A 22,311-nucleotide genomic window follows, 5' to 3' on the forward strand; every position below is an offset into this window, starting at 1 on the left:
AAAAAATGCCTCTGCCTGTCTAGCGCGCGGTCGTCGCAATGTCCATCGGCACGGCGAAGGACAAGGACAAAATCAAGCGCGATTGGCACCGGATCGAGCTCGGCGGCATTGATCACGTCGACCGCAGCGATGCGTCGCGCGCGCATCGTTCGAGCGCCGCCGAAACGTCACCGTGCGCAAGCTTTGTAAGGTGCGGTCCCTAGAACCACGAAGGACCGCTCATGTTACAGGACCACCGATCCATCGCCCCGCCCGTTCTCTATTTTGGAACGCCTGTCGTCCTGATCGTTACCCGCAACCATGATGGCAGCGCCAACATTACGCCAATGTCGTCCGCATGGGCCCTGGGTTCGTGCGTGGTCCTCGGCCTGAGTTCAGCAACACAAGGAGCAACCAATCTCCTGCGCAACGGCGAATGCACTCTCAACTTTCCATCGGCGTGCCTTTGGGCGAACGTCGAACGGATCGCTCGCACGACGGGGGTGAATCCGGTTCCAGCCTATAAGGCGGAAATGGGGTTCGTCCATGAGGCCGACAAATTCGCCTTGGGCGGCTTCGCCGTCCAACCTAGCGAATTGATCCTCACCCCGCGCATCGCGGAATGCCCCTTGCAGTTCGAAACACGCCTGCTGACCTGCCATCGCAGCGCAAAGCAGCAAGGAGGCGCAGCCTCGACACACCTCATCATGGAGGTGGACGTGCAGCGCGTTCATGCGCATCGCAGCATCGTTGTGCCGGGGACAAACCACATCGACACGGCGCAATGGAATCCGCTGTTTTATGTGTTCCGGCACTATTTCGGCGACGCCGTCGATCTCGGCAAAACCTTCCGGGCCGAATATTGAGCACTCAACGCCATCCTCCACGCCCGCAAGATGAGTCTTTCGGGCCGATCCGTGCTCGGCGCTTCGGCCTCAAACGACCCGATCAGCTCGCCTTGGCCTGCTCGCGCAGGTTCCTGTGCGAGGCCATGAACGTCCGCTCGGCCTCGGTCGGCGGGCGTGGCTCGGCGGATCGGCCAAGTGCGGTGACGACCTCGCCAATGTCGAGGAAGCGGCGATTGCGGCGGTCGTAGACGCCGCCGGTGGTCATGATCAGCGCGGCCGTTTCGCCATTGTCGAGGACGAAGCGGTGCCTGCCGATGACCGATGTCCCTTCCCAGGTCTCGATCGAGGACACCACCTCGAAGCGGCGCCACAGCCTGATCTCGCGCACATAGGCAACCTGCAACCCGCCGATCATCGGCGCCCAGCCGTTCCTGCGCGCCAGCGCGATCAGGCCGGCGCGCAGGAAGATGTCGATGCGGCCGAGGTCGGCCAGCATCATGTAGCGGGCATTGTTGAGGTGGTTGTTGAAATCGATGTCGGTCGGCAGGCAACGGAAGGCAAGCCGGCTTTCGCCGCCGATCAGATAGGGGCCACGGCTTCGCGCCGTGGCCATCATGCGCGCCATGCGCGCCCAGACGTACATCCGCGTCGGCCGTCAGGCTGCCTGCCTGACCTCGCCCTTCGCGTACGGGTCGAAGCGCTGGTAGAAGGTCTCGCCCTTCTCGGCCATGTCGAGGAGCAGCTTCGGCGCCTTGAACTCGGCCCCGTACTTCTTCTGCAGGCCCTTGGCGATCTTGACGAACTGCTTGGCGCCGATGCCGTCGATGTAGGACAGCGCGCCGCCGGTGAAGGGCGCGAAACCGAAGGCGAGGATCGAGCCGACATCGGCCTCGCGCGGATCGGTGACGATGCCTTCCTCCATTACCCGTGCCGCCTCGAGCGCGATGGTGACCAGCAGGCGCTGCTTCAGCTCCTCATAGTCGACTGTCTCCGGCTTAAGCTGCGGGTAAAGGTCCTTGAGGCCCGGCCACAGCTTCTTCTTGGCCGGCTTCGCCGGATAGTCGTAAAAACCCTTGCCGTTCTTGCGGCCGAAGCGGCCATGCGTGTCGACCATGGTGTTGATCAGCGCCATCTGCTTGGGATCGACGGCCTTCTCGCCGATGTCCCTGATCGTCTGCTTCATGATCTTCTGGGCAAGATCGATGGCCGTCTCGTCGGTCAGCGCCAGCGGCCCGACCGGCATGCCGGCCGCCTTGGCGGCGTTCTCGATCATCGCCGCCGGAACACCCTCGATCAGCATCTTGTAGGCTTCCGACATGTAGCGCAGGACGCAGCGGTTGACGTAGAAGCCGCGCGTGTCGTTGACGACGATCGGCGTCTTCCTGATGGCGCGGACGAAATCGATCGCGGTCGCCAGCGCCTTGTCGCCGGTCTTCTTGCCGAGGATGATCTCGACCAGCATCATCCTGTCGACCGGCGAGAAGAAGTGGATGCCGATGAAGTTCTTCGGCCGCGCAGAGTTTTTTGCCAGCGCGGTGATCGGGATGGTCGAGGTGTTGGAGGCGAACACCGCCGAAGACTTCAGCACCGCTTCCGCCTTTTCGGTCGCGGCCTTCTTGACGGCGGAATCCTCGAACACGGCCTCGACCACCAGATCGCAGCCGGCGAGGTCGGCATAGTCGGCCGTCGGCGTGATCAGCGACAAGAGCTTGTCCTTCTCCTCGGGCTTGGCGCGGCCCTTCTTGACCTGATCCGAGATCAGGCTGTCGGAATGTGCCTTGCCCTTTTCGGCCGACTCCATATCGCGGTCGAGCAGCACGACGGGGATGCCTGCCTTGGCCGTGACATAGGCGATGCCAGCGCCCATGAAGCCGGCGCCAAGGATACCGATCTTCTTGAACTTGGTGTCCGGCACGCCGGCCGGGCGGCGCGCGCCCTTGTTCAGTTCCTGCAGCGAGACGAACAGCGAGCGGATCATCGCCGCTGCTTCTTTCGTCTGCATGATCTCGGTGAAATAGCGCTGCTCGATCCTGAGGCCGGTATCGAACGGCACCAGCAGGCCTTCATAGACGCATTTCAGGATTGCCGCGGCGGCCGGATAGTTGCCGAAGGTCTCGCGGCGCAGGATGGCGATGGCCGGCGGCCACAGATTGGCTCCCGCTGCCGAATAGACCGGGCCGCCCGGCAGCTTGAAGCCCTTCTCGTCCCACGGCGCCACCGGCTTCAGACCGTTCTTGATCATCGCCTTGGCGGTCTCGACCAGCTTGTTCGGTTCGGCGATCTCGTGGATCAGACCCATCGACTTGGCTTTCTGCGGCGTGAGATTCTGGCCGGTGGTCAGCATCTGCAACGCTTGCTGCGGGTCGGTCAGCCGCGGCACGCGTTGTGTGCCACCGGCGCCAGGGAAGATGCCGATCTTCACTTCGGGAAGCGCCATCTTCACCTTGTCGGAATCGGCGGCGACGCGGCCATGGCAAGCGAGCGACATTTCGAAGGCGCCGCCCATGCAGGTGCCGTTGATCGCCGACACCCACGGCTTGCCGCAGGTCTCCAGCTTGCGGAACAGGCCGGTCATGATGCCGGCATTGTCGAACAGCGCCTTGGTCGCCTTGCCCAGATCCTTGGCCTTCTCGGCGGCGAAGGCGCCCAGCATCTTCTGCAGCAGGGTGATGTCGGCGCCGCCGGAGAAGGTGTCCTTGCCGGAGGTGATGACCGCGCCCTTAATGGCGGCGTCACCGGCGACGTGATCGACGATGGCGTTCAGTTCCCGCATCACCTCTTCGGTGAAGACGTTCATCGAACGGTCCGGCATGTCCCAGGTGACCAACGCAATGCCGTCGGCGTCGATGTCGAGGGTGAAATTGGTATAGCTCATCTTCTCTCTCCCCGTCAGACGCGTTCGATGATGGTGGCGGTGCCCATGCCGGCGCCGATGCAGAGCGTGACCAGCGCGGTGTTGAGGTCACGGCGCTCGAGCTCGTCGAGCACCGTGCCGAAGATCATCGCCCCGGTGGCGCCGAGCGGATGGCCCATGGCGATTGCGCCGCCATTGACGTTGATCCTGTCATGCGGGATCTCGAAGGCCTGCATGTAGCGCAGCACAACGGAAGCAAAGGCCTCGTTGAGCTCGAACAGGTCGATGTCCGACAGCTTCATCTTGGCGCGCTTCAGAAGCTTCTCGGTGACGTCGACCGGACCGGTCAGCATCAGCACCGGCTCGGAGCCTATGTTGGCGAAGGCGCGGATGCGGGCGCGCGGCTTGATACCCATCGCCTTGCCGGCCTTCTTCGAGCCGAGCAGCACGGCTGCGGCGCCATCGACGATGCCGGAGGAATTGCCGGCGTGATGGACGTGGTTGACCTCCTCGACTTCCGGATGCTTCTGCACGGCCACCGCGTCGAAACCGCCCATCTCGCCGGGCATGACGAAGGACGGATTAAGCGAGGCCAGCGACTGCATGTCGGTCGAGGGTCGCATGTGCTCGTCGTGGTCGAGGATAGTCAGCCCGTTCTGGTCCTTGATCGGAATCACCGAATTCTTGAAGCGGCCCTCGGCCCAGGACTTGGCGGCGCGCTTCTGGCTTTCGACCGCGTAGGCGTCGACGTCGTCGCGGCTGAAGCCGTATTTGGTGGCGATCAGGTCGGCCGAGATGCCCTGCGGCACGAACCAGCCGGGCAGGCCGACGGACGGGTCCATGAACCAGGCGCCGCCCGACATGCCCATGCCGACGCGCGACATCGATTCGACGCCGCCGGCGATAACGATCTCGTCGGCCCCTTGCGCGATCTTGGCGGCGCCGAAATTGATGGCGTCGAGGCCGGAGGCGCAGAAGCGCGAGATCTGCATGCCCGGCGCCTTGGTGTCGTAGCCGGCCTCGAAGGCCGCGGCGCGCGGAATGACGGAGCCCGCCTCGCCGACTGGATCGACACAGCCGAAGATGATGTCGTCGACATTTCCGGTGTCGAGCCCGTTGCGGTCGCGCAGCGCTTCCAGCGTCCTGGCGGCGAGCCGCACCGCCGGCACCTCGTGCAGCGAGCCATCCTTCTTGCCCCTGCCGCGCGGCGTGCGCACGGCGTCATAGACGTAAGCTTCGGCCATTTTCCTGCTCCTTGGGTTTGCCGAAATGCCGCTCAGAGCGAGCGGCCGATCAGCAATTTCATGATCTCGTTGGTGCCGCCGTAGATGCGCTGGACGCGAGCGTCGCGGTACATGCGGGCGATCGGATATTCATTCATGTAGCCATAGCCGCCATGCAGTTGAAGGCATTCGTCGACGACCTTGCCCTGCAAGTCCGATAGCCAGTACTTGGCCATCGACGCCGTCACCGGGTCGAGGCCGCCGTCGATGTGGCGGGCGACGCAGTCATTGTAGAACACACGACCGATGGTCGCCTCGGTCTTCAATTCGGCCAGCTTGAACTGGGTGTTCTGGAAATCGATGATCGCCTTGCCGAAAGCCTTGCGCTCCTTGACATAGTCGATGGTGATGGCCAGCGCCCGTTCGATCATGGCGATCGCCCCGGTGCCGATCTGCAGCCGCTCCTGCGGCAATTGCTGCATCAGCTGGACGAAGCCCTTGCCTTCCTCGTGGCCGAGCAGGTTCGAGGTCGGCACGCGCACGTCGTTGAAGAACAGCTCCGAGGTGTCGTTGGCCTTCAGCCCGATCTTGTCAAGGTTGCGGCCGCGCTCGAAGCCTTCCACCTCATCCGTCTCAACGATGATCAGCGAGGTGCCCTTGGCGCCCTTTTCCGGATCGGTCTTGGTGACGACGATGATCAGGTTGGCGAGCTGGCCATTGGTGATGAAGGTCTTGGAGCCGTTGATCTTGTAGTGATTGCCATCCTTCTCGGCGCGCGTCTTGACACCCTGCAGGTCCGAGCCGGCGCCGGGCTCGGTCATGGCGATGGCGCCGATCAGCTCGCCGGTCGCGAGCCTGGGCAGCCATTTCTTCTTCTGCTCCTCGGAACCGTAGTGGAGGATGTAGGGCGCGACGATCGAGTTGTGCAGGCCGATGCCGAAGCCATCGACGCCGACGTGGCCGATCGCCTCGATGATGGCGCTCTCATGCGCGAAGGTGCCGCCCGAGCCGCCATATTCCTCAGGCATGGAGGCGCAGAGCAGGCCGGCCGCGCCCGCCTTCAGCCAGCTCTCGCGGTCGACCATCTCGTTCTTCTCGAACTCGTCGTAGCGCGGCGCGATCTCTTCCGACATGAAGCGGGACGCCATGTCGTAGAGCATGCCGACTTCGTCCGCCGCCCAGGCGGGTTTTGGCAAGCCAAGAATTTCGGCTGGATTTGTCGCCACGATTTCCTCCGCGTTCCGACACTTGTGGGCCGGCGATGCCGGCCCACCGAACCTAGAACGCTTCCGCCGGCAGCGCCATTAGCGTGTCCGCGCCACTGGAAACGCGGGCAAGCCGCGTCGCCGTCTCCGGCATGATCCGCTCCATGAAGAAGCGCGCCGTCACCAGTTTGTTGTCGTAGAAGGCCGAGGAGCCGTTGGCGCCATCGGCGAGCTTCGCGCCGGCGGCCTTCGCCATCTGCGCCCACATATAGCCTAACGCCACCAGGCCGAAGAGATGCATGTAGTCGGTCGAAGCGGCACCGGCATTGTCGGGCTTGGCCATGGCGTTCTGCAGCAGCCACATGGTCGCCGCCTGCAGGTCGTTGAGGCCCTTCTTCAGGCCCTTGGTGAAGGGCGCCATCTTCTCGTCGGCGCGGTTTTCTTCGCAGAACTCGCCGACCTCCTTGAAGAAGGCCTGCACGGCGCGGCCGCCGTTCTGCGCCAGCTTGCGGCCGACCAGGTCGAGCGCCTGGATGCCGTTGGCGCCTTCATAGATCATGGCGATGCGGGCATCGCGCACGAACTGGCTCATGCCGTGCTCTTCGATGTAGCCGTGGCCGCCGAACACCTGCTGCGCCATCACCGCGTGGTCGAAGCCCTTGTCGGTGAGCACGCCCTTGACCACCGGCGTCAGCAGACCGGTGTAGTCGTCGGCGATCTGGCGGTCCTTGTCGTCACCGGAGCGGTGAGCGACATCGGACTTGATCGCCGTCCACAGCGCGAGCGCGCGGCCGGCCTCGTTATAGGCCTTCATGGTCATCAGCGAGCGGCGGATGTCGGGATGGACGATGATCGGATCAGCCTTCTTGTCCGGCGCCTTGGCGCCCGACAGCGATCGGCCCTGCAAGCGGTCCTTGGCGTAGGAGACGGCGTTCTGGTAAGCGATCTCCGACAGCGACAGCCCCTGCAGGCCGACACCGAGGCGGGCCTCGTTCATCATCGTGAACATGGCCTTCAGGCCGCCATTGGCCTCGCCGAGCAGCGTGCCTTCGGCCTCGTCATAATTCATGACGCAGGTCGAATTGCCGTGGATGCCCATCTTCTCCTCGATCGAACCGCAAGAGACGGTGTTCCTTTCACCGGGATTGCCCGAGGTGTCGAGCTTGAGCTTCGGCACGATGAACAGCGAGATGCCCTTGACGCCTTCCGGCGCACCCTCGATGCGGGCCAACACCAGGTGAACGATGTTGTCCGCCATGTCGTGCTCGCCGGCGGAAATGAATATCTTCTGGCCGGAAATCCTGTAGGTGCCATTGCCGTTCGGCACGGCCTTGGTGCGCAACAGGCCAAGATCGGTGCCGCAATGCGGCTCGGTGAGGTTCATGGTGCCGGTCCAGGCGCCTTCGACCATCTTCGGCAGCCAGGTGGATTTCTGCTCGTCGGTACCGTGGGTGATGATTGCGGCGATCGCGCCTTGCGTCAGGCCCGGATACATCATCAGCGACATGTTGGCCGAGACCATATATTCGGAGACCGCCGTGTGGACGGTATAGGGCAGGCCCTGGCCGCCAAACTCGGCGGGCGCCGCGAGCCCCATCCAGCCGCCCTCGCGATACTGGTCGAAGGCTTCCTTGAAGCCCTTGGGCGTCGTTACCGAGCCATCGTCATGGCGCACGCAGCCTTCCATGTCGCCGACACGGTTCAGCGGATGCATGACGTTCTCGGCAAGCTTGGCACCCTCGGCGAGGATCGCCTCGAGGACGTCGGGCGTCGCGTCGGAGAAGCCTGGGAGATTGGAATAGCGCTGATAACCCAGCACGTCGTTGAGCACGAACAGCGTGTCCTGGATCGGCGCCCTGTAGATCGTCATGCCTTCCTCCACCCTTGCGGTCCGGCCCTGCCAGCAAGTTCTCGATCAAAGCGCAGATCGGAGGCTGAGCCAATGTCGACGCTCGGATAGCAAAAATTGACGTTTGCGTAAACGTCAATCTTGTCGCAGATGGAAAATTTTCGGTGAGCGGACGCGCATGGTCGCGAAAAAGAAAAGAGCCGCGCGGCACAGGCCGCGCGGCTCCTGGTCGAGATTTTCGCCGATGGCCGGCGAAAAGGATCAGCCGGCGGCGCTGGCCTGCGGAGCGGCGCGTTCGGTAAGCATCTGGCGAACGGCGGCCATCGAGGTGCTCAGCTCGTTGATGGCGTCCTCGATCAGCGCCCGCTGCTTCTGCAGGCGGGCGAGCTGCTTCTCCGACTTGTCGAGCGCCAGCCGCAGCTGCTTGGTGTTGGAGCCGGTCGGATCGTAAAGATCCATCATCTGCTTGACGTCGCGCAGCGAGAACCCGACCTTGCGGCCGAGCAGGATCAGCTTCAGCCGGGCCTTGTCGCGGCGCGTGTAGAGACGGGTCGAACCGTCGCGCTTCGGGTTGAGCAGGCCCTTGTCCTCATAGAAACGCAGCGTGCGCAACGTCACGCCATATTTCTTGGCCATCTCGCCGATGCGGGCAAGGTCCTCGCCGGTTTCAGTCGATATGTCATTGGTGTTGGCCGCGGCTTCGCCGGCCGAAACAAGTTTCATGGTCACTGGCTTTCCCCGTCTGGTGGCGCCGCGGTCCCAGACCTTGCGTCGCCTGAGTGGAAGCGGGGGCGTGCTTCCAGTCGTGGTTTCAACTAAAAATCGCAAAAGGGGGATCTGCACACCTCTTACGTTTACGTCAATTCTATACCGAGTGCCGGCTCATGACGCAAGGGCGTTCTAGGCTAAGAAACGTTATGCCGCACCCGTTGGCGCGCGATCCGGATATCCGGAATGATTTTTGCCGCGGCGACCCGGAGCCGAAAGGATCGTGCGCAAGTTCTTAAGCTTGGTTAACGCGTTGTTTACCACGTTGGGTGAAATGTGCGCATGTCGGTCACCCGTGTTTATCCTGTAGCGAATTTTTCACGGTTTTCGAAGCGCGGGCCAAAAGCCCGGGAGGCTAGCCCTCCGCCGCGGCAGAACCGCACGGTCGCCTTCGTCCCGGCGAGACTTTGGGGAATCCGGTCACGAGCCGGCAATTCTGAACACGGGCGCATCGATGAACAGCAAGCGGTCCTATCTCGATACACTCAATGCCGGCAGGCAGCGCAGGCCGCATACCACGCTCGAGCAGCTGAACCGCTCGCTGGAAACGCTGGAGCAGCGGCTGGAGCGGACGCGCGAGGATACCGCCGAGCGCCTCGACCCTCGCCGCCAACCGGAACCGCGCTACGCCAGCGCCCAGCCTTACAGCCAGCCGCCGCGCTGGTATGAGGATCCGCAGCCGGCGCCGCGGCCGAAGTCGCCGGTGCCGACCGCGCCCGCCTTCGAGCAGAACTATCAGGCGATCGCCCGCGATATCGACCGCGTGCGCGGCCAGGAGGACAGCGTCGCCGTGGTCGGCAAGATCGCCGGCGAGCTGCGCGGCCTGCGCGAGGAATTGCGCCACCAGATGACCGCCGGCCTCAAGCGCGAGTTCGACGCGCTGCGCAACGACATCGAGCGCGCCTTCCAGGCGAATGGCCAGGCGGACAAGGGCAGCGCCGAGCTCGGTCTCGAATTCGAGCGGCTTTCCGGCGCCATCCAGACGCTGGCCGAGAAGAGCGACGACAGGAGCGTCAACCTGCTCAGGCTCGAGCTGGAGCAGGTGAAGGGCGCGCTGGACACGCTGGCGCGCGAGGAAAGCGTGCGGGCGGTCGATCGCCGCTGGGACGATTTCGACCGCCGCTGGAGCGCCTTCGAGGACCGCGTCGACGCCGACCAGCGCTCGCGTTCGGACAATCCGGGCCTTTCGGCGCTGACCGAGCGGCTCGAGCAGATCAGCAGTGCCGTCAACAACCTGCCGGAATCGCTGTCGCTGCGCTCGCTGGAGGAGAAGGTGCGCACGCTTGCCGGCGCCGTCGACCAGTTCGCCAGCCAGCAGAGCAATCGCGGCAGCGACACGTTCGGCATGATCGACGAGCGGCTGGACGAGATCTCCCGCGCCATCGTCGCCTCGACAATTGCCGCGCAGGCCAATGCCTTCGACCCCGAGCCCTTCGAGCGCATCGAGAAGCGGATCGCCTCGCTGGCGCAGCAGATCGAGGAAGTGACCCAGGCTCAGCCGGGTCGGGAGGTCATGGACTGGCTCAACCTTCTGTCGAGCCGCGTCGACGAGCTAGCCGGCCGCGCCAACCTGCCGGAGCAGGCCATGGAACGGCTCGGCAAGCAGATCGCGCTGATCGCCGACAGGATCGACCACGCGCCGGCCATGCCCGACGCCGATTACATCTTCCAGGGACTGGAACAGCGTTTCGACGCGCTGTCGGGGGTGATGGAGCGCCGGCAGGGTGATGCGATCGAACAGGGCAATATGCTGTTCCGCGACCTCGAGCGGCGCCTGGAAGAGGTTGCCGACAGGCTCGACCAGCGCATGCCGCAGGCGGACAGCGCGGGCATCATGGACGCCATCGACGCCCGCTTCACCGCGCTCGCCAAGCGCCTGGAGACGCGCGTTCCCGATCCCGCCAACGAAGCGGCAATCCGTGGCCTGGAAAGCCGGCTGGAAGACATTTCGAGCCGGCTTGAAACATCGGCCGCGCAGGTCGCCGGCATCGACCCGGCGCTGATCCGCAGCCTGGAGGCGCAGGTCTCTGGGCTTTCTGCACATCTTACCAAGCCGGGCACGCCGCTGCCCGAATTCGAGGATATCAGCCCGCGCCTCAACGAGATCGAGAAGTCGCTGGCGGGAACGCGCGATTCCATCCTCAGCGCGGCGCGCGAGGCGGCCGAGAGCGCGGTGCGTTCGATGGCTGATACGAGCGCCAACACGGCGGCGGTCAGCGGCCTCGCGCAGGACCTGAAGACTCTGGAGGCGCTGACGCGCCGTTCCGACGAGCGCAACTCGCGCACCTTCGAGGCCATCCACGACACGCTGCTCAAGATCGTCGACCGGCTGGGCTCGCTGGAAACCGACGAGCCGGTGGAAGCCGTCAGCGAGCTCATCGATCCGCAGCCGGCAGGCAAGCGCGGGAGCCGCGGTTCCAAGATCGCGGTGCAGGACGCGCCGTCGATGGATATCGACCAGCCGCTGCCGCTGGCCGGAGACATTGCCGATCTCGATACCCGCGCCGCCGCCATCCTGCGCAACGAGCCGGTTCCGCGCAGCGAACCTGCTATGCACGGCGACCCTGCCCCGCGCTCGCCGGCGGAAGCCGCCGCGGCGGCGGCAATGGCGGCGCTCGGTTCGGACACGATCGCCGAGAAGGCCGAGAAGGCCGGCAAGAAATCGATGTTCGGCGGGCTGGCCCGCGCATTCAGGGGCAAGAAGCAGGCGGATACGCAGTCGCTCGCCGGTTCGGCGCCTGACGTCGACGCCCCGAGTGTCGACCTCGACCAGCCGCTCGATCCGAAGCTCGCCAACCGGCCGCTGGAGCCCGGCTCCGGCGCACCCGACCTCAGCGCCATCATGAAGCGCGTGCGCGACGAGCGGGGCCCGCCGGTCAAGCGCAGCGAGGGCGACGCGGCCAAGTCCGACTTCATCGCCGCCGCAAGGCGCGCCGCGCAAGCCGCCGCCGCCGAGGCCGATGCGCTGAAGCGCCAGTCGACGATGGGCGGCCCGGTCAAGGCGCTGAGGATCGGCGACCTGCTCAAGGCGCGGCGCAAGCCGATCCTGATGGCGGCGGCCGCGATCATGCTGGCGCTTGCCGGCCTGCAGCTCGGCAAGGCCTTCTTCGCCGATCCGGCCCCTGTTGCCAGCAACGACGCCCCGCCGATCGTCGCCGCGCAGCCGGTAGAGACCGCCTCGCTCAACGCCAAGGCCGAACCTAAGATCAGCGCCGAGCCGAAGACGGAGGCCGCGGCGCAGGACACGCCGGCCCGTGCTGTGCGGCAAGCGGAGCCGGTGAAGGACGCAGCGCCGGCGCAGACCGCGCCCGTGCCGCCGGCGGACGCCGATACGCTGATGGAGGCCGCGCCCGCTGCCGCCGAACCGGCGCCGGCGCCCATAGCTTCGGCCGCGCCTGCCGAACCGGCAGCCCCGGCGCCAGGCGTCACCGCTTCGGCGCCCGTGGCGCCGGCAACGGACGCGGATGCCGACGCCGAGCCTATGGCCACGGCGCCAGCCGCCGCGCCGACGGTCCCCGCCACCACCGGCACGGTTCCGCCCGCCGGCGCCGCGCCCGAGGCAGCGGCGGCCAAATACGACATCCCGGCAGATGCCGGCCCGCAGGCCCTGCTCGACGCGGCCGCCGGCGGCGACGCCAAGGCGCTGTTCGAGGTCGGCTCGCGCTATGCAGAATCGCGCGGCGTCAAGGAGGACATGAAGGCGGCGGCCAAGTGGTACGAGAAATCCGCCGAGCTCGGCTTCGCGCCGGCCGAATACCGCATCGGCAATTTCTACGAGAAGGGGATCGGCGTCGCCCGCGACATCAAGAAGGCCAAGACCTACTACCAGCTCGCCGCCGAACAGGGCAACGCCAGCGCCATGCACAATCTCGCCGTGCTGTTCGCCATGGCGGCGGACGGCGTGACCGACAATGAGTCCGCCGCGCACTGGTTCCAGGCGGCGGCCGACCTCGGCGTCAAGGACAGCCAGTTCAATCTCGGCATCCTGGCGGCCAAGGGCGTCGGCATGAAGCAGAACCTGGAGGATTCCTACAAATGGTTCGCGCTCGTCGCCAAGACCGGCGACAAGGACGCGGCGTCCAAGCGCGACGAGATCGCAAATGCGCTGCGTCCGGAGCAGCTGGAGCGGGCGCGCGCCGCCACCGAGCTGTGGAAGGCAAAGCCGATCGACCAGGCTGCCAACTCCGTCGACATCCCCGAATCCTGGCAGGAGGGGACGCCGCAGACGACCGCCAGCATCGACATGAAGAAGGCGGTCAAGAACATCCAGCTGATCCTCAACAAGAACGGCTATGAGGCCGGCGATGCCGACGGCATGATGGGCGACAAGACCAAGACCGCGATCATGGCCTTCCAGACCGATAACAAGATGAAGCCGACCGGCGAGGTCGACGAACAACTGGTCAAGGCACTGCTGGCGCGCAAATAACGGCAGAGGCGTCGCTTCCGCGATGTCCTTGCCACACATTTGCCTGTTAACTGATTGAGATGGTTTTTGTTTCGACGCGGCGGCGGGGTTTGAACCTCACCGCCGCGTCGGCGCAAGAAAAAATTGGCTTTTCGGTGCGAGACTGCACGCTGCGGCTGCAATCGCCGACAGGCAAACTGATCGAGACTGACGGGTGGGCATCTATCTCCCGATCGCGGAAATTTCCGTCAACGTCTTCGTGCTGCTGGCCATGGGCGCGGCGGTGGGTTTCCTGTCGGGCATGTTCGGGGTGGGCGGCGGCTTCCTCATCACGCCGCTCCTGATCTTCTACAACATCCCGCCGGCGATCGCCGTCGCCACCGGCGCCAACCAGGTCATCGCCTCATCCTTCTCCGGCGCGCTCTCGCACATGAAGCGCGGCACGCTCGACTTCAAGCTCGGCGGCGTGCTGCTCTCCGGCGGCATCGTCGGCTCGACCGGCGGCGTCTATGTGTTTGCCGTGCTGCGCCGGCTCGGCCAGCTCGATCTCTTCATCTCGCTGCTCTACGTCGTGCTGCTCGGCACCGTCGGCGGACTGATGCTGGTCGAGAGCGTCAATGCGCTGCGCGCCACCCGCAGCGGTGCGGCTCCGGTGCTGAAGAAGTCCGGCCAGCACAACTGGATCCACCGCCTGCCCTTGAAGATGCGCTTCCGCGCCTCGAAGCTGTTCGTCAGCGTCATCCCGGTGCTTGGGCTGGGCGCCGGCATCGGCTTCCTGTCGTCGATCATGGGCGTCGGCGGCGGCTTCATCATGGTGCCGGCGCTGATCTATCTGCTCAAGGTGCCGACCAACGTCGTCATCGGCACCTCGCTGTTCCAGATCATCTTCACCTCGGCCTACACCACGCTGGTGCATGCCACGACCAACCAGACGGTCGACGTCATGCTCGCCTTCCTGTTGATGGCGGGCGGCGTCGCCGGCGCGCAGTATGGCGCCAAGGCCGGGCAAAAGCTGCGTGGCGAGCAGCTCAGGGCATTGCTGGCGCTGCTGGTGCTGGCGGTCGCCATCCGCCTGGCGATCGACCTCTTCGTCACCCCGCCCAATCTCTATTCGCTTTCCGCGGCGGGCCTGAGCTGATGGCGGGGTGGAGGGGGTTCGCGGCCGCTGCCTTGCTTCTTTTCGTCGCGACGGCGTCGCCGACGGCGGCACAAACCCCGCCGGTCGAAGGCATCCAGATCGGCCTTTCGACCGACGCCGTCTCGATCACGGCCGGGTTTTCCGGCGCCGACCTCACCATCTTCGGATCGCTGGAGAATCCCGATCCGCTGGTCGCGCGCCAGGGACGCTACGACGTCATCGTCGTGCTGGAGGGTCCGCCGCGGCCGGTGGTGGTACGGCGCAAGGACCGCGTGCTCGGCGTCTGGATCAATCTGGAATCGGAGACCTTCGAGAACGTGCCGATGTCCTATTCGGTGGCGACGACGCGGCCGCTGCAAGACATCACCGAGCCGAACAGCTACAAGCAGCTGTCGCTCGGCGCCGCCAATCTCTACATGAAGCCGGCCGATGCCGGCGACAGCCCGGCGACGATCGAGGAATTCACCGCCGCGCTGCGCGAGCGCAAGACGGCGACCGGCCTCTACAGCGAAAATGTCGGCGGCGTGCAATTCCTGTCGCAGAACCTGTTCCGCGCCACGGTGCGGCTGGCGCCCGACGTTCCGGTCGGCACCCACAAGGCGCGCGCCTTCCTGTTCAAGAGCGGCATGTTCATCAAGGAAAGCTCGGCCCAGCTCGAAATCCGCAAATCCGGTTTCGAGCAGTCGATCTTCCGCGTCGCGCACGAGTATTCGTTTCTCTACGGCGTCTTCGCCGTGTCGCTCGCCATGCTGACCGGCTGGCTGGGGCGGCTCGTCTTCCGCAAGGATTGATGCCCCTGGGGAAAAGAGGGCTTTCACTTTTCCCGCTTTTGGGATAAATCGCCGCCTCCCAGATCAGGGGCAAGCACACATTCAATTTCGGCAGAGCGGTCCGGCCATCCGGATGACGGCGCGTTTTTCCGACGCCGGCGATCCGCTGCCGCGAAGCAATGACAGGAGGCTGCGATGCAATCAGCATTCGGCGGCATCGATTTCGGCACGTCCAACTCCACGGTGGGCGTGATCCGCGACGGCCGCGCTCGACTGGTGGCGCTGGAGGGCGAACAGCCCACTTTGCCCAGCGCCGTCTTCTTCAACTTCGACGACGACCATACCTATTTCGGCCGCCGCGCGATCAGCGACTATACCGATAGCATCGAAGGCCGGTTGATGCGGTCCCTGAAGAGCGTGCTCGGCAGCTCGCTGGCTCACGAGAAGACCCGCATCAAGGCGCGGCTGATCGGCTTCACCGACATCATCGGTTTCTTCATCGCCCATCTGAAGCAGCGCCTGGAAGAGGACGCGCGCGCTCCGGTCGAGACCGTCGTTCTCGGTCGGCCGGTGCAGTTCGTCGACGATGACGCCGAGGCCGATGCGAGGGCGCAAGGCGAGCTTGAAAAGGCGGCGCGCGCGCAAGGGTTCAAGCATATCGCCTTCCAGTTCGAGCCGATCGCGGCCGCGCTCGACTACGAGCAGAAGGTCGCCCGAGAGGAACTGGCGCTGATCGTCGACATGGGCGGCGGCACGTCCGACTTCTCGGTTGTGCGGGTCTCGCCCGAGCGCGCCCGCTCGAACGATCGCAAGGGCGATATCCTGGCCAACCGCGGCGTCCATATCGGCGGCACCGACTTCGACCGGCTGCTCAGCATCACCCATGTCATGCCCGAGCTCGGCTATCTGACGCCGACCAAGGACGGCAAGCGCAATCTGCCGGCGAGCTATTTCATCGACCTGGCGACCTGGCAGCGCATCAACCTCGTCTATACCGCCAAGGCGATGTCGGACCTGAAGCAAATCCGCTTCGAGGCCGAGCGCGCCGACCTCGTCGGCCGCTTCATCCATATCGTCGAGCATCGCTATGGCCACGCGCTGGCGGGCCTGGTCGAAAGGGCCAAGATCGCGCTGACGGATCAGCCGGCGGCCGAGGTGAAGGTGTCGCTGCCCGGCGCACGTTTCGCGGCCGAGATCACGCGCGCCAGGCTGGAGGCGACGATCGCGGCCGACATCGAGCGGGTGACCAAGACGGTCCATCAGACGATTGCGGATGCCGGTGTTGCCGCCTCCGCCATAACCGCCGTGTTCCTGACCGGTGGTTCGACCGCGATCCCGCTCGCCAAGCGCCAAATCCTTTCGCTGGTGCCGCAGGCCTCCGTCATCGAGGGCGACATGTTCGGCTCGGTCGGGCTTGGGCTGGCGCTCGATGCGCAGCGGAAATTCGCCTGAGGCCCTTCTTCCCGATCAGTCCCTGTCCCTGGGTGCCAAGTCCGCCTTTCCCAGATGCGCCCGCAGCGCCATCTGCGCGAGGCTCGGCTGGCGGTCGCGGTGGGTGATGATGGCGAAGTCGCGCCTCGCCAGGTCGATCGGCACCGAGCGCAGGCTGCCTTCGGCCACGGCGCGGCCGACGACGAGTTCCGAAATGATGGTGGCGCCGGCGCCCGCCTCGACCGCCTGGCGGATCGCCTCGTTGCTCGGCAAGACGAGGAATATCCTGAGGTCCGTGAACGGCACCGCCTCGCGGCGCGCGAGATCCTCCAGCGCCTCACGCGTGCCCGAGCCGCCCTCCCTGATGATCCAGCGCAGCTCCCTGATGTCGGGATGGCCGGGCGCATGCTCGGGGATCTTCGGATGCGACGGCGCGACAACCAGCAGCAGGCGATCGACATCGACCTTGGCGCGCCGCAGGATGTCGGATTCGGTGCGCCCTTCGACCAGGCCGAAATCCGCCGTGCCGTCGAGGACCTGGGTCTCGACCTGGCTGGTGTTGCCGATGCTGACATTCAGCCTGACGGCGGGATAGGCCTCGTGGAAGGCGGCCAGCCGGCGCGGCAGCCAGTAGCTGGCGATGGTCTGGCTGGCAGCGATCGACAGGCTGCCGGTGACCGTCTGCGAGACATCAGCCAGCACGTTGCTGGCGGCGGCCGCGCGCTCCAGCACGGCCTTGGCCTCGGGCAGGAACCGGCGTCCGGTCTGCGCCAGCTCGATGTTGCGGCCGACACGGTCGAACAGGCGCACGCCATGCTGCTGTTCGAGCGCGCGGATGGCGGCCGAGGCGGCCGACTGCGAGATGCCCAGAAGCTCGGCCGCCTTGGTCATATGCCCGCGCTCGGCGACGGCGACGAAGATGCGCAACTGGTCGAGAGTCATGCCGCAATTAAGAAGCGCAATCGATTGGAATTACAAGAGCAACTTGTTAGACAGATCGATTGCTTTATTCTACGTTTTCGTGCGGAGTTGGAAAAAAATCGCGGCCGAGTCGCGAGGATTAGAATTGATGGGGCGGTTCAAGTCTTTGTTCGCACATTGGACGCGCAGCCTCCGGCGGCGGGTCGCCGGCGAACGCTATCACCCGGAACAACACTACATGCGCGGTCCCGGACCCAAAACGAGAGCCAAGAACGCGGACCGTAAAAGCGCCCCCCGATCATGAGCCAGGGCGCGCCGCGCGGCGCAAATTCCGCCCCGTCGCAAAGGCCGCTGGCCGACACGCGCGCGCCTGACGAGGGCGATGGCGTCAACACCTCGCCCAGCGTCTCCGACCGGATCGCCAAGACCACCTGCTACATGTGCGCCTGTCGCTGCGGCATCGACGTCCACATCAAGGACGGCAAGGTGCGCTACATCAACGGCAACAAGGACCATCCGGTCAATCGCGGCGTGATCTGCGGCAAGGGCAGCGCCGGCATCATGCAGCATTACAGCCCGGCGCGGCTGCAGAAGCCGCTGTTGCGCAGCGGCGCGCGCGGCTCGGGCGAATTCCGCGAGATCGAATGGGAGGAAGCCTTCTCGATCGCGACGGAGCGGCTTGCCGCAATACGCCGGAGCGATCCAAAAAAGCTTGCCTTCTTCACCGGGCGCGACCAGTCGCAATCGCTGACCGGCTGGTGGGCGAGCCAGTTCGGCACGCCGAACTTCGCCGCCCATGGCGGCTTCTGCTCGGTCAACATGGCGGCCGGCGGCCTCTACACGATCGGCGGCTCGTTCTGGGAGTTCGGCGAGCCCGACTGGGACAACACGAAATACTTCATGCTGTTCGGCGTCGCCGAGGACCACGATTCCAACCCGATCAAGATCGGCCTCGGCAAGCTCAAGGCACGCGGCGCCAAGGTGGTTTCGATCAATCCCTGCCGCACCGGCTACAATGCCATCGCCGACGACTGGATCGGCATCAGGCCCGGCACCGACGGCCTGTTCGTGCTGGCGCTCGTCCACGAGCTGCTCAAGGCCGGCCGGGTCGATCTCGACTATCTCATGCGCTACACCAACGCCCAGGTTCTGGTCATCCAGGAGCCGGGCGCCGCAGACGACGGGCTGTTCGTTCGCGACGTCAATGGCAATCCGATCGCCTGGGACAGGATGGCGAAGACGCCGGTCAACGCCGCCGATCCAGATGCGAAGCCGGCGCTGACCGGCAGCTACACAGTCGAGGGCCGGCGTTGCGTGCCGGTGTTCCAGCTCCTCGCGCAACGCTATCTGGACGATAGCTATTCGCCCGATGCGGTGGCGGGGCGCTGCGGCGTCAGCGCCGACACGATCCGCCGGATCGCGGCGGAGCTGGCGCATGTCGCCTTCGAGCAGACGATCGAACTGCCGGTGGCCTGGACCGACTGGGCCGGACGCCCCCACGAGACGATCAAGGGGCGGCCGGTGTCGATGCACGCCATGCGCGGCATCTCGGCCCATTCCAACGGTTTTCACACCTGCCGCGCCATCCATCTGCTGCAGGTGCTGCTGGGCACCGTGGATGTGCCGGGCGGCTTCCGCTTCAAGCCGCCCTATCCGCGTTGCGCGCCGCCGGGACCCAAGCCCGCCGGCAAGGATGTCCGGCCGATGACGCCGCTTGAAGGCATGCCGCTCGGCTTCGTCTGCGGGCCGGACGACCTTCTGGTCGACGAGGCCGGCACCCCCACCCGCATCGACAAGGCCTATTCCTGGGAGGCGCCCTTGGCAGCGCACGGCCTGATGCACAGCGTCATCCGCAATGCCTGGGCGGGCGATCCGTACCGGATCGACACGCTGATGATGTACATGTCGAACATGGCCTGGAATTCCTCGATGAACACCGTCGAGACCATCGCCATGCTGACCGACGTCGATGAGGCCGGAAACTACAGGATCCCCTTCATCATCTATTCCGACGCCTACTATTCCGAGACGGTGCCATTCGCCGATCTTGTGCTGCCCGACACGACCTATCTCGAGCGGCATGACTGCATCAGCCTGCTCGACCGGCCGATCAGCCATGCCGACGGGCCGGGCGACGCCATCCGCCATCCCGTCGTCGAGCCCGACCGCGACGTCCGGCCGTTCCAATCGGTGATGATCGAGCTCGGCGCGCGGCTCGGCCTGCCCGGTTTCGTCAACGCGGACGGCTCAGCCAAGTACCGCGACTATGCCGACTACATCGTCAACCACGAGCGCACGCCCGGCATCGGCCCGCTCGCCGGCTGGCGCGGCAAGGACGGCGGCTCGACCGGCAGAGGCGAGGCCAATCCCGATCAATTGCAGCGCTACATCGACAATGGCGGCTTCTGGCACCAGGATTTTTCCGCCGACCAGCGCTATTACAAAATGGGCAACCGCTCCTATCTCGACTTCGCCGTGCAGATGGGCTTCATCGCCAAGGCCGAGCCCATCGTCTTCCAGCTTTATTCCGAGCCGATGCAGCGCTTTCGGCTGGCAGCGCGCGGCCATGGGAAGGTGCAGCCGCCGAAGGCGGAGCGGAGCCGCATCGAGGCCTATATGGACCCGCTGCCGTTCTGGTACGCACCCTTCGAGGAAGACGCCGTCGACCTCGTGAAATATCCTCTGCATGCGCTGACGCAGCGACCGATGCACATGTACCATTCCTGGGGCTCGCAGAATGCGTGGCTGAGGCAGATCACCAGCCAGAACCGGCTGTTCGTGCACGCAAGGACCGCCGCCAACCTCGGGCTGGCAGATGACGACTGGGTGTGGGTCGAGAGCATCAACGGCCGGGTGAAGGGACAGATCAAGCTGATCGACGGCGTCAATCCAGACACGGTGTGGACCTGGAACGCCATCGGCAAGCGGCGCGGCAGTTGGGGCCTGAAAGACGACGCCGCCGAGAGCAATCGCGGCTTCCTGCTCAACCACATCATCGGCGACCAGACCGCGGCCGTCGCCAACGGCAAGCGCTATTCGAATTCCGATCCGGTCACCGGCCAGGCCGCATGGTTCGACGTGCGGGTGCGGATCGTCAAATGCGCGGCGCAAGAAGCTGGCTTCACCGAGCCGCAGTTCGAGCGCTTCCGGCAGCCACCGCGCTTCCCCGCCCCGCCAGACAAGCTCAGCTTCGGCGCCGAATTCCGCGTGAACAGGGAAGCCGCCGAATGACCTGCCTTCCCGCCCAAACCGACAGGAAGCTTGGTCTGGTCATCGACCTTGACACCTGCGTCGGCTGCCAGGCCTGCGTCACCGCCTGCAAGGAGTGGAACACCGGCGGCCATATGGCGCCGCTGACCGATATCGATCCCTATGGCGGGCATGTCGACGGTGTCTGGTTCAACCGCGTCCACAGTTATGAGCACACGACCGAGATGGGCGGGCGCACGGTGAACTTCCCTCGCTCCTGCCTGCATTGCGAGCAGCCTGCCTGCGTCACCGTTTGCCCGACCGGCGCCTCCTACAAGCGGGCCTCGGACGGCATCGTGCTGGTCGACGAGGACAAATGCATCGGCTGCAAACTGTGCAGCTGGGCCTGCCCCTATGGCGCGCGCGAGTTCGACACCGATGTCGGCGTGATGAAGAAATGCACGCTCTGCGTCGACCGCATCTACAACGACAATCTGGCGGAGGAGGACCGGGTGCCGGCCTGCGTCGCCGCCTGCCCGACCAGCGCCCGGCATTTCGGCGATCTCGGCGATCCGGCTTCCGCCGTGTCGCAGCTGGTGGCGGCGCGCGGCGGCGTCGACCTGATGCCGGAACTCGGCTACCGACCGACCAACAAATACCTGCCGCCGCGCGCCCATACGGAACGCGCCGCCAAGGTGCTGGCGCCGGCGCTGGAGCCGGTGCGGGCCGAAGGCGGCTTCCTCGGCTGGATCGACCGCATGCTTTCGAACTAGCATTCCAGCCATGCATCCCACCTTCTCCGTCGTCTTCTTCACCACTGCCACCGGCGCCGGCTACGGCCTGCTGGCTCTGCTCGGCGTGCTCGGCGGGTTGGGCTTTGTCGAACCGGATTTCTGGCTCGGCCTCGTCGGCATGGGGCTGGCGCTCGGCCTGATCGCGGCCGGCCTGTTGTCGTCGACCGGCCATCTCGGGCGGCCTGAACGGGCCTGGCGGGCTTTTTCGCAGTGGCGCAGCTCCTGGCTGTCGCGCGAAGGCGTTTCGTCGATGGCGACCTTCATCCCGGCCGGACTGTTCGGCATCGGCTGGGTCCTACTCGGCCGCCACGGCGGCTGGGTGGCCGTCGCCGGGCTGCTGACGGCTCTCGGCGCCGTCACCACCGTCTGCACCACCGGCATGATCTATGCCTCGCTGAAGCCGATCGCGCAGTGGCACAGCCGCTTCACCCTGCCCGGCTATCTGATCTTCTCGGCGATGACCGGCGCTGTGCTGTTAAACGCGCTGCTGCAGGTCTTCGGCGTCGGCTCGGTGGCCCTGCCGGCGTTCTCGGTGCTTGCCACCCTCGCCGGCTGGGGCTGGAAGCTGGCGACCTGGCGGTACAATGACCGGCTGGAAATCCCGACCACCGCCAACACCGCTACCGGTCTTGCCGGCGGCACGGTGCGCTCGCTGGAATGGCCGCATACCGAGGAAAACTACCTGCTCAAGGAGATGGGTTTCCGCATTGCGCGCAAGCATGCAGCCAAACTGCGAAGGATCGCGCAGGCTCTGGCCTTCGCCTTGCCGGCCTTGTTCATTGCCGGCGCGTTCGTTCTGCCCTGGCCGGCCGCCGCTGTGCTCTCGACGCTCGCCGCGCTGCTCCAGTTCGCCGGCATGCTGGTCGAGCGCTGGCTGTTCTTCGCCGAGGCGAAGCACACGGTCACGCTCTACTACGGCCGGTAGAACGTTCTC

General features: G+C 65.4%; 16 protein-coding genes. 9 read left to right on the forward strand and 7 right to left on the reverse strand.

Annotated elements, in window-relative coordinates; genetic code table 11:
* Window positions 1-38: 38 nt before the first annotated feature.
* Window positions 39-203, forward strand: coding sequence for a hypothetical protein (locus tag JG743_RS32535; protein WP_202296615.1), 165 nt, complete (start codon window positions 39-41; stop codon window positions 201-203).
* Between the two features lie 18 nt (window positions 204-221).
* Window positions 222-845 carry a flavin reductase family protein gene (locus JG743_RS32540; RefSeq protein WP_202296623.1) on the forward strand — a complete coding sequence of 208 codons (624 nt, stop codon included), beginning with the start codon at window positions 222-224 and terminating at the stop codon, window positions 843-845.
* 82 nt (window positions 846-927) lie between these two features.
* Here JG743_RS32540 and JG743_RS32545 read toward each other — a convergent pair whose 3' ends face one another.
* The 6 genes from JG743_RS32545 to JG743_RS32570 form a co-directional block, all read right to left on the reverse strand.
* Window positions 928-1,470: a thioesterase family protein gene (locus tag JG743_RS32545; RefSeq protein WP_202296625.1), complete on the reverse strand. Its 543-nt coding sequence runs from the start codon at window positions 1,468-1,470 to the stop codon at window positions 928-930.
* 12 nt (window positions 1,471-1,482) lie between these two features.
* Window positions 1,483-3,702 carry a 3-hydroxyacyl-CoA dehydrogenase NAD-binding domain-containing protein gene (locus JG743_RS32550; protein WP_202296634.1) on the reverse strand — a complete coding sequence of 740 codons (2,220 nt, stop codon included), beginning with the start codon at window positions 3,700-3,702 and terminating at the stop codon, window positions 1,483-1,485.
* Window positions 3,703-3,716: 14 nt separating this feature from the next.
* The gene (locus JG743_RS32555; protein ID WP_202296636.1) at window positions 3,717-4,925 is read right to left on the reverse strand and encodes an acetyl-CoA C-acetyltransferase; all 1,209 of its coding nucleotides are present in this window, start codon (window positions 4,923-4,925) and stop codon (window positions 3,717-3,719) included.
* A gap of 32 nt (window positions 4,926-4,957) precedes the next feature.
* Entirely contained in the window at window positions 4,958-6,130 is a 1,173-nt protein-coding gene (locus JG743_RS32560) for an acyl-CoA dehydrogenase family protein (protein ID WP_202296643.1), read from the reverse strand.
* 52 nt (window positions 6,131-6,182) lie between these two features.
* The gene (locus JG743_RS32565; RefSeq protein ID WP_202296645.1) at window positions 6,183-7,979 is read right to left on the reverse strand and encodes an acyl-CoA dehydrogenase; all 1,797 of its coding nucleotides are present in this window, start codon (window positions 7,977-7,979) and stop codon (window positions 6,183-6,185) included.
* Between the two features lie 240 nt (window positions 7,980-8,219).
* Window positions 8,220-8,681, reverse strand: a complete 462-nt coding sequence (locus JG743_RS32570; RefSeq protein ID WP_202296647.1) for a MerR family transcriptional regulator — start codon at window positions 8,679-8,681, stop codon at window positions 8,220-8,222.
* A gap of 499 nt (window positions 8,682-9,180) precedes the next feature.
* On the opposite strand from JG743_RS32570, the gene JG743_RS32575 reads away from it, so the two are divergent.
* The 4 genes from JG743_RS32575 to JG743_RS32590 all read left to right on the forward strand — a co-directional run bounded on the left by JG743_RS32575 (window position 9,181) and on the right by JG743_RS32590 (window position 16,494).
* Window positions 9,181-13,155, forward strand: coding sequence for a peptidoglycan-binding protein (locus tag JG743_RS32575; RefSeq protein ID WP_202296656.1), 3,975 nt, complete (start codon window positions 9,181-9,183; stop codon window positions 13,153-13,155).
* A gap of 193 nt (window positions 13,156-13,348) precedes the next feature.
* Window positions 13,349-14,272, forward strand: coding sequence for a sulfite exporter TauE/SafE family protein (locus JG743_RS32580; RefSeq protein WP_202296664.1), 924 nt, complete (start codon window positions 13,349-13,351; stop codon window positions 14,270-14,272).
* Window positions 14,272-15,063 carry a TIGR02186 family protein gene (locus JG743_RS32585; RefSeq protein ID WP_202296667.1) on the forward strand — a complete coding sequence of 264 codons (792 nt, stop codon included), beginning with the start codon at window positions 14,272-14,274 and terminating at the stop codon, window positions 15,061-15,063. Before JG743_RS32580 ends, JG743_RS32585 begins: the two co-directional genes overlap by 1 nt.
* A gap of 174 nt (window positions 15,064-15,237) precedes the next feature.
* The gene (locus tag JG743_RS32590) at window positions 15,238-16,494 is read left to right on the forward strand and encodes an Hsp70 family protein (RefSeq protein WP_202296669.1); all 1,257 of its coding nucleotides are present in this window, start codon (window positions 15,238-15,240) and stop codon (window positions 16,492-16,494) included.
* Window positions 16,495-16,509: 15 nt separating this feature from the next.
* Here the strand turns inward: JG743_RS32590 and JG743_RS32595 are convergent, their stop codons facing one another.
* Window positions 16,510-17,415 carry a LysR family transcriptional regulator gene (locus JG743_RS32595; RefSeq protein WP_202296671.1) on the reverse strand — a complete coding sequence of 302 codons (906 nt, stop codon included), beginning with the start codon at window positions 17,413-17,415 and terminating at the stop codon, window positions 16,510-16,512.
* Window positions 17,416-17,694: 279 nt separating this feature from the next.
* Between JG743_RS32595 and JG743_RS32600 the strand changes: the two genes are divergently transcribed.
* The 3 genes from JG743_RS32600 to JG743_RS32610 are packed head-to-tail and all read left to right on the forward strand — an operon-like array spanning window position 17,695 to window position 22,302.
* The gene (locus JG743_RS32600) at window positions 17,695-20,625 is read left to right on the forward strand and encodes a molybdopterin oxidoreductase family protein (protein WP_202296673.1); all 2,931 of its coding nucleotides are present in this window, start codon (window positions 17,695-17,697) and stop codon (window positions 20,623-20,625) included.
* Entirely contained in the window at window positions 20,622-21,356 is a 735-nt protein-coding gene (locus JG743_RS32605) for a 4Fe-4S dicluster domain-containing protein (RefSeq protein WP_202296675.1), read from the forward strand. Before JG743_RS32600 ends, JG743_RS32605 begins: the two co-directional genes overlap by 4 nt.
* Window positions 21,357-21,366: 10 nt before the next feature.
* Window positions 21,367-22,302: a dimethyl sulfoxide reductase anchor subunit family protein gene (locus JG743_RS32610; protein WP_202296686.1), complete on the forward strand. Its 936-nt coding sequence runs from the start codon at window positions 21,367-21,369 to the stop codon at window positions 22,300-22,302.
* The last annotated feature ends 9 nt before the right edge of the window (window positions 22,303-22,311 follow it).

The sequence above is a fragment of the Mesorhizobium sp. 131-2-1 genome, assembly GCF_016756535.1.
GTDB lineage: Bacteria > Pseudomonadota > Alphaproteobacteria > Rhizobiales > Rhizobiaceae > Mesorhizobium.

Coding starts and splice junctions, on each gene's coding strand:
- JG743_RS32535 (WP_202296615.1), top strand. CDS start 39: ATGTCCATCGGCACGGCGAAGGACAAGGACAAAATCAAGCGCGATTGG.
- JG743_RS32540 (WP_202296623.1), top strand. CDS start 222: ATGTTACAGGACCACCGATCCATCGCCCCGCCCGTTCTCTATTTTGGA.
- JG743_RS32545 (WP_202296625.1), bottom strand. CDS start 1,470: ATGTACGTCTGGGCGCGCATGGCGCGCATGATGGCCACGGCGCGAAGC.
- JG743_RS32550 (WP_202296634.1), bottom strand. CDS start 3,702: ATGAGCTATACCAATTTCACCCTCGACATCGACGCCGACGGCATTGCG.
- JG743_RS32555 (WP_202296636.1), bottom strand. CDS start 4,925: ATGGCCGAAGCTTACGTCTATGACGCCGTGCGCACGCCGCGCGGCAGG.
- JG743_RS32565 (WP_202296645.1), bottom strand. CDS start 7,979: ATGACGATCTACAGGGCGCCGATCCAGGACACGCTGTTCGTGCTCAAC.
- JG743_RS32570 (WP_202296647.1), bottom strand. CDS start 8,681: ATGAAACTTGTTTCGGCCGGCGAAGCCGCGGCCAACACCAATGACATA.
- JG743_RS32575 (WP_202296656.1), top strand. CDS start 9,181: ATGAACAGCAAGCGGTCCTATCTCGATACACTCAATGCCGGCAGGCAG.
- JG743_RS32585 (WP_202296667.1), top strand. CDS start 14,272: ATGGCGGGGTGGAGGGGGTTCGCGGCCGCTGCCTTGCTTCTTTTCGTC.
- JG743_RS32590 (WP_202296669.1), top strand. CDS start 15,238: ATGCAATCAGCATTCGGCGGCATCGATTTCGGCACGTCCAACTCCACG.
- JG743_RS32595 (WP_202296671.1), bottom strand. CDS start 17,415: ATGACTCTCGACCAGTTGCGCATCTTCGTCGCCGTCGCCGAGCGCGGG.
- JG743_RS32600 (WP_202296673.1), top strand. CDS start 17,695: ATGAGCCAGGGCGCGCCGCGCGGCGCAAATTCCGCCCCGTCGCAAAGG.
- JG743_RS32605 (WP_202296675.1), top strand. CDS start 20,622: ATGACCTGCCTTCCCGCCCAAACCGACAGGAAGCTTGGTCTGGTCATC.
- JG743_RS32610 (WP_202296686.1), top strand. CDS start 21,367: ATGCATCCCACCTTCTCCGTCGTCTTCTTCACCACTGCCACCGGCGCC.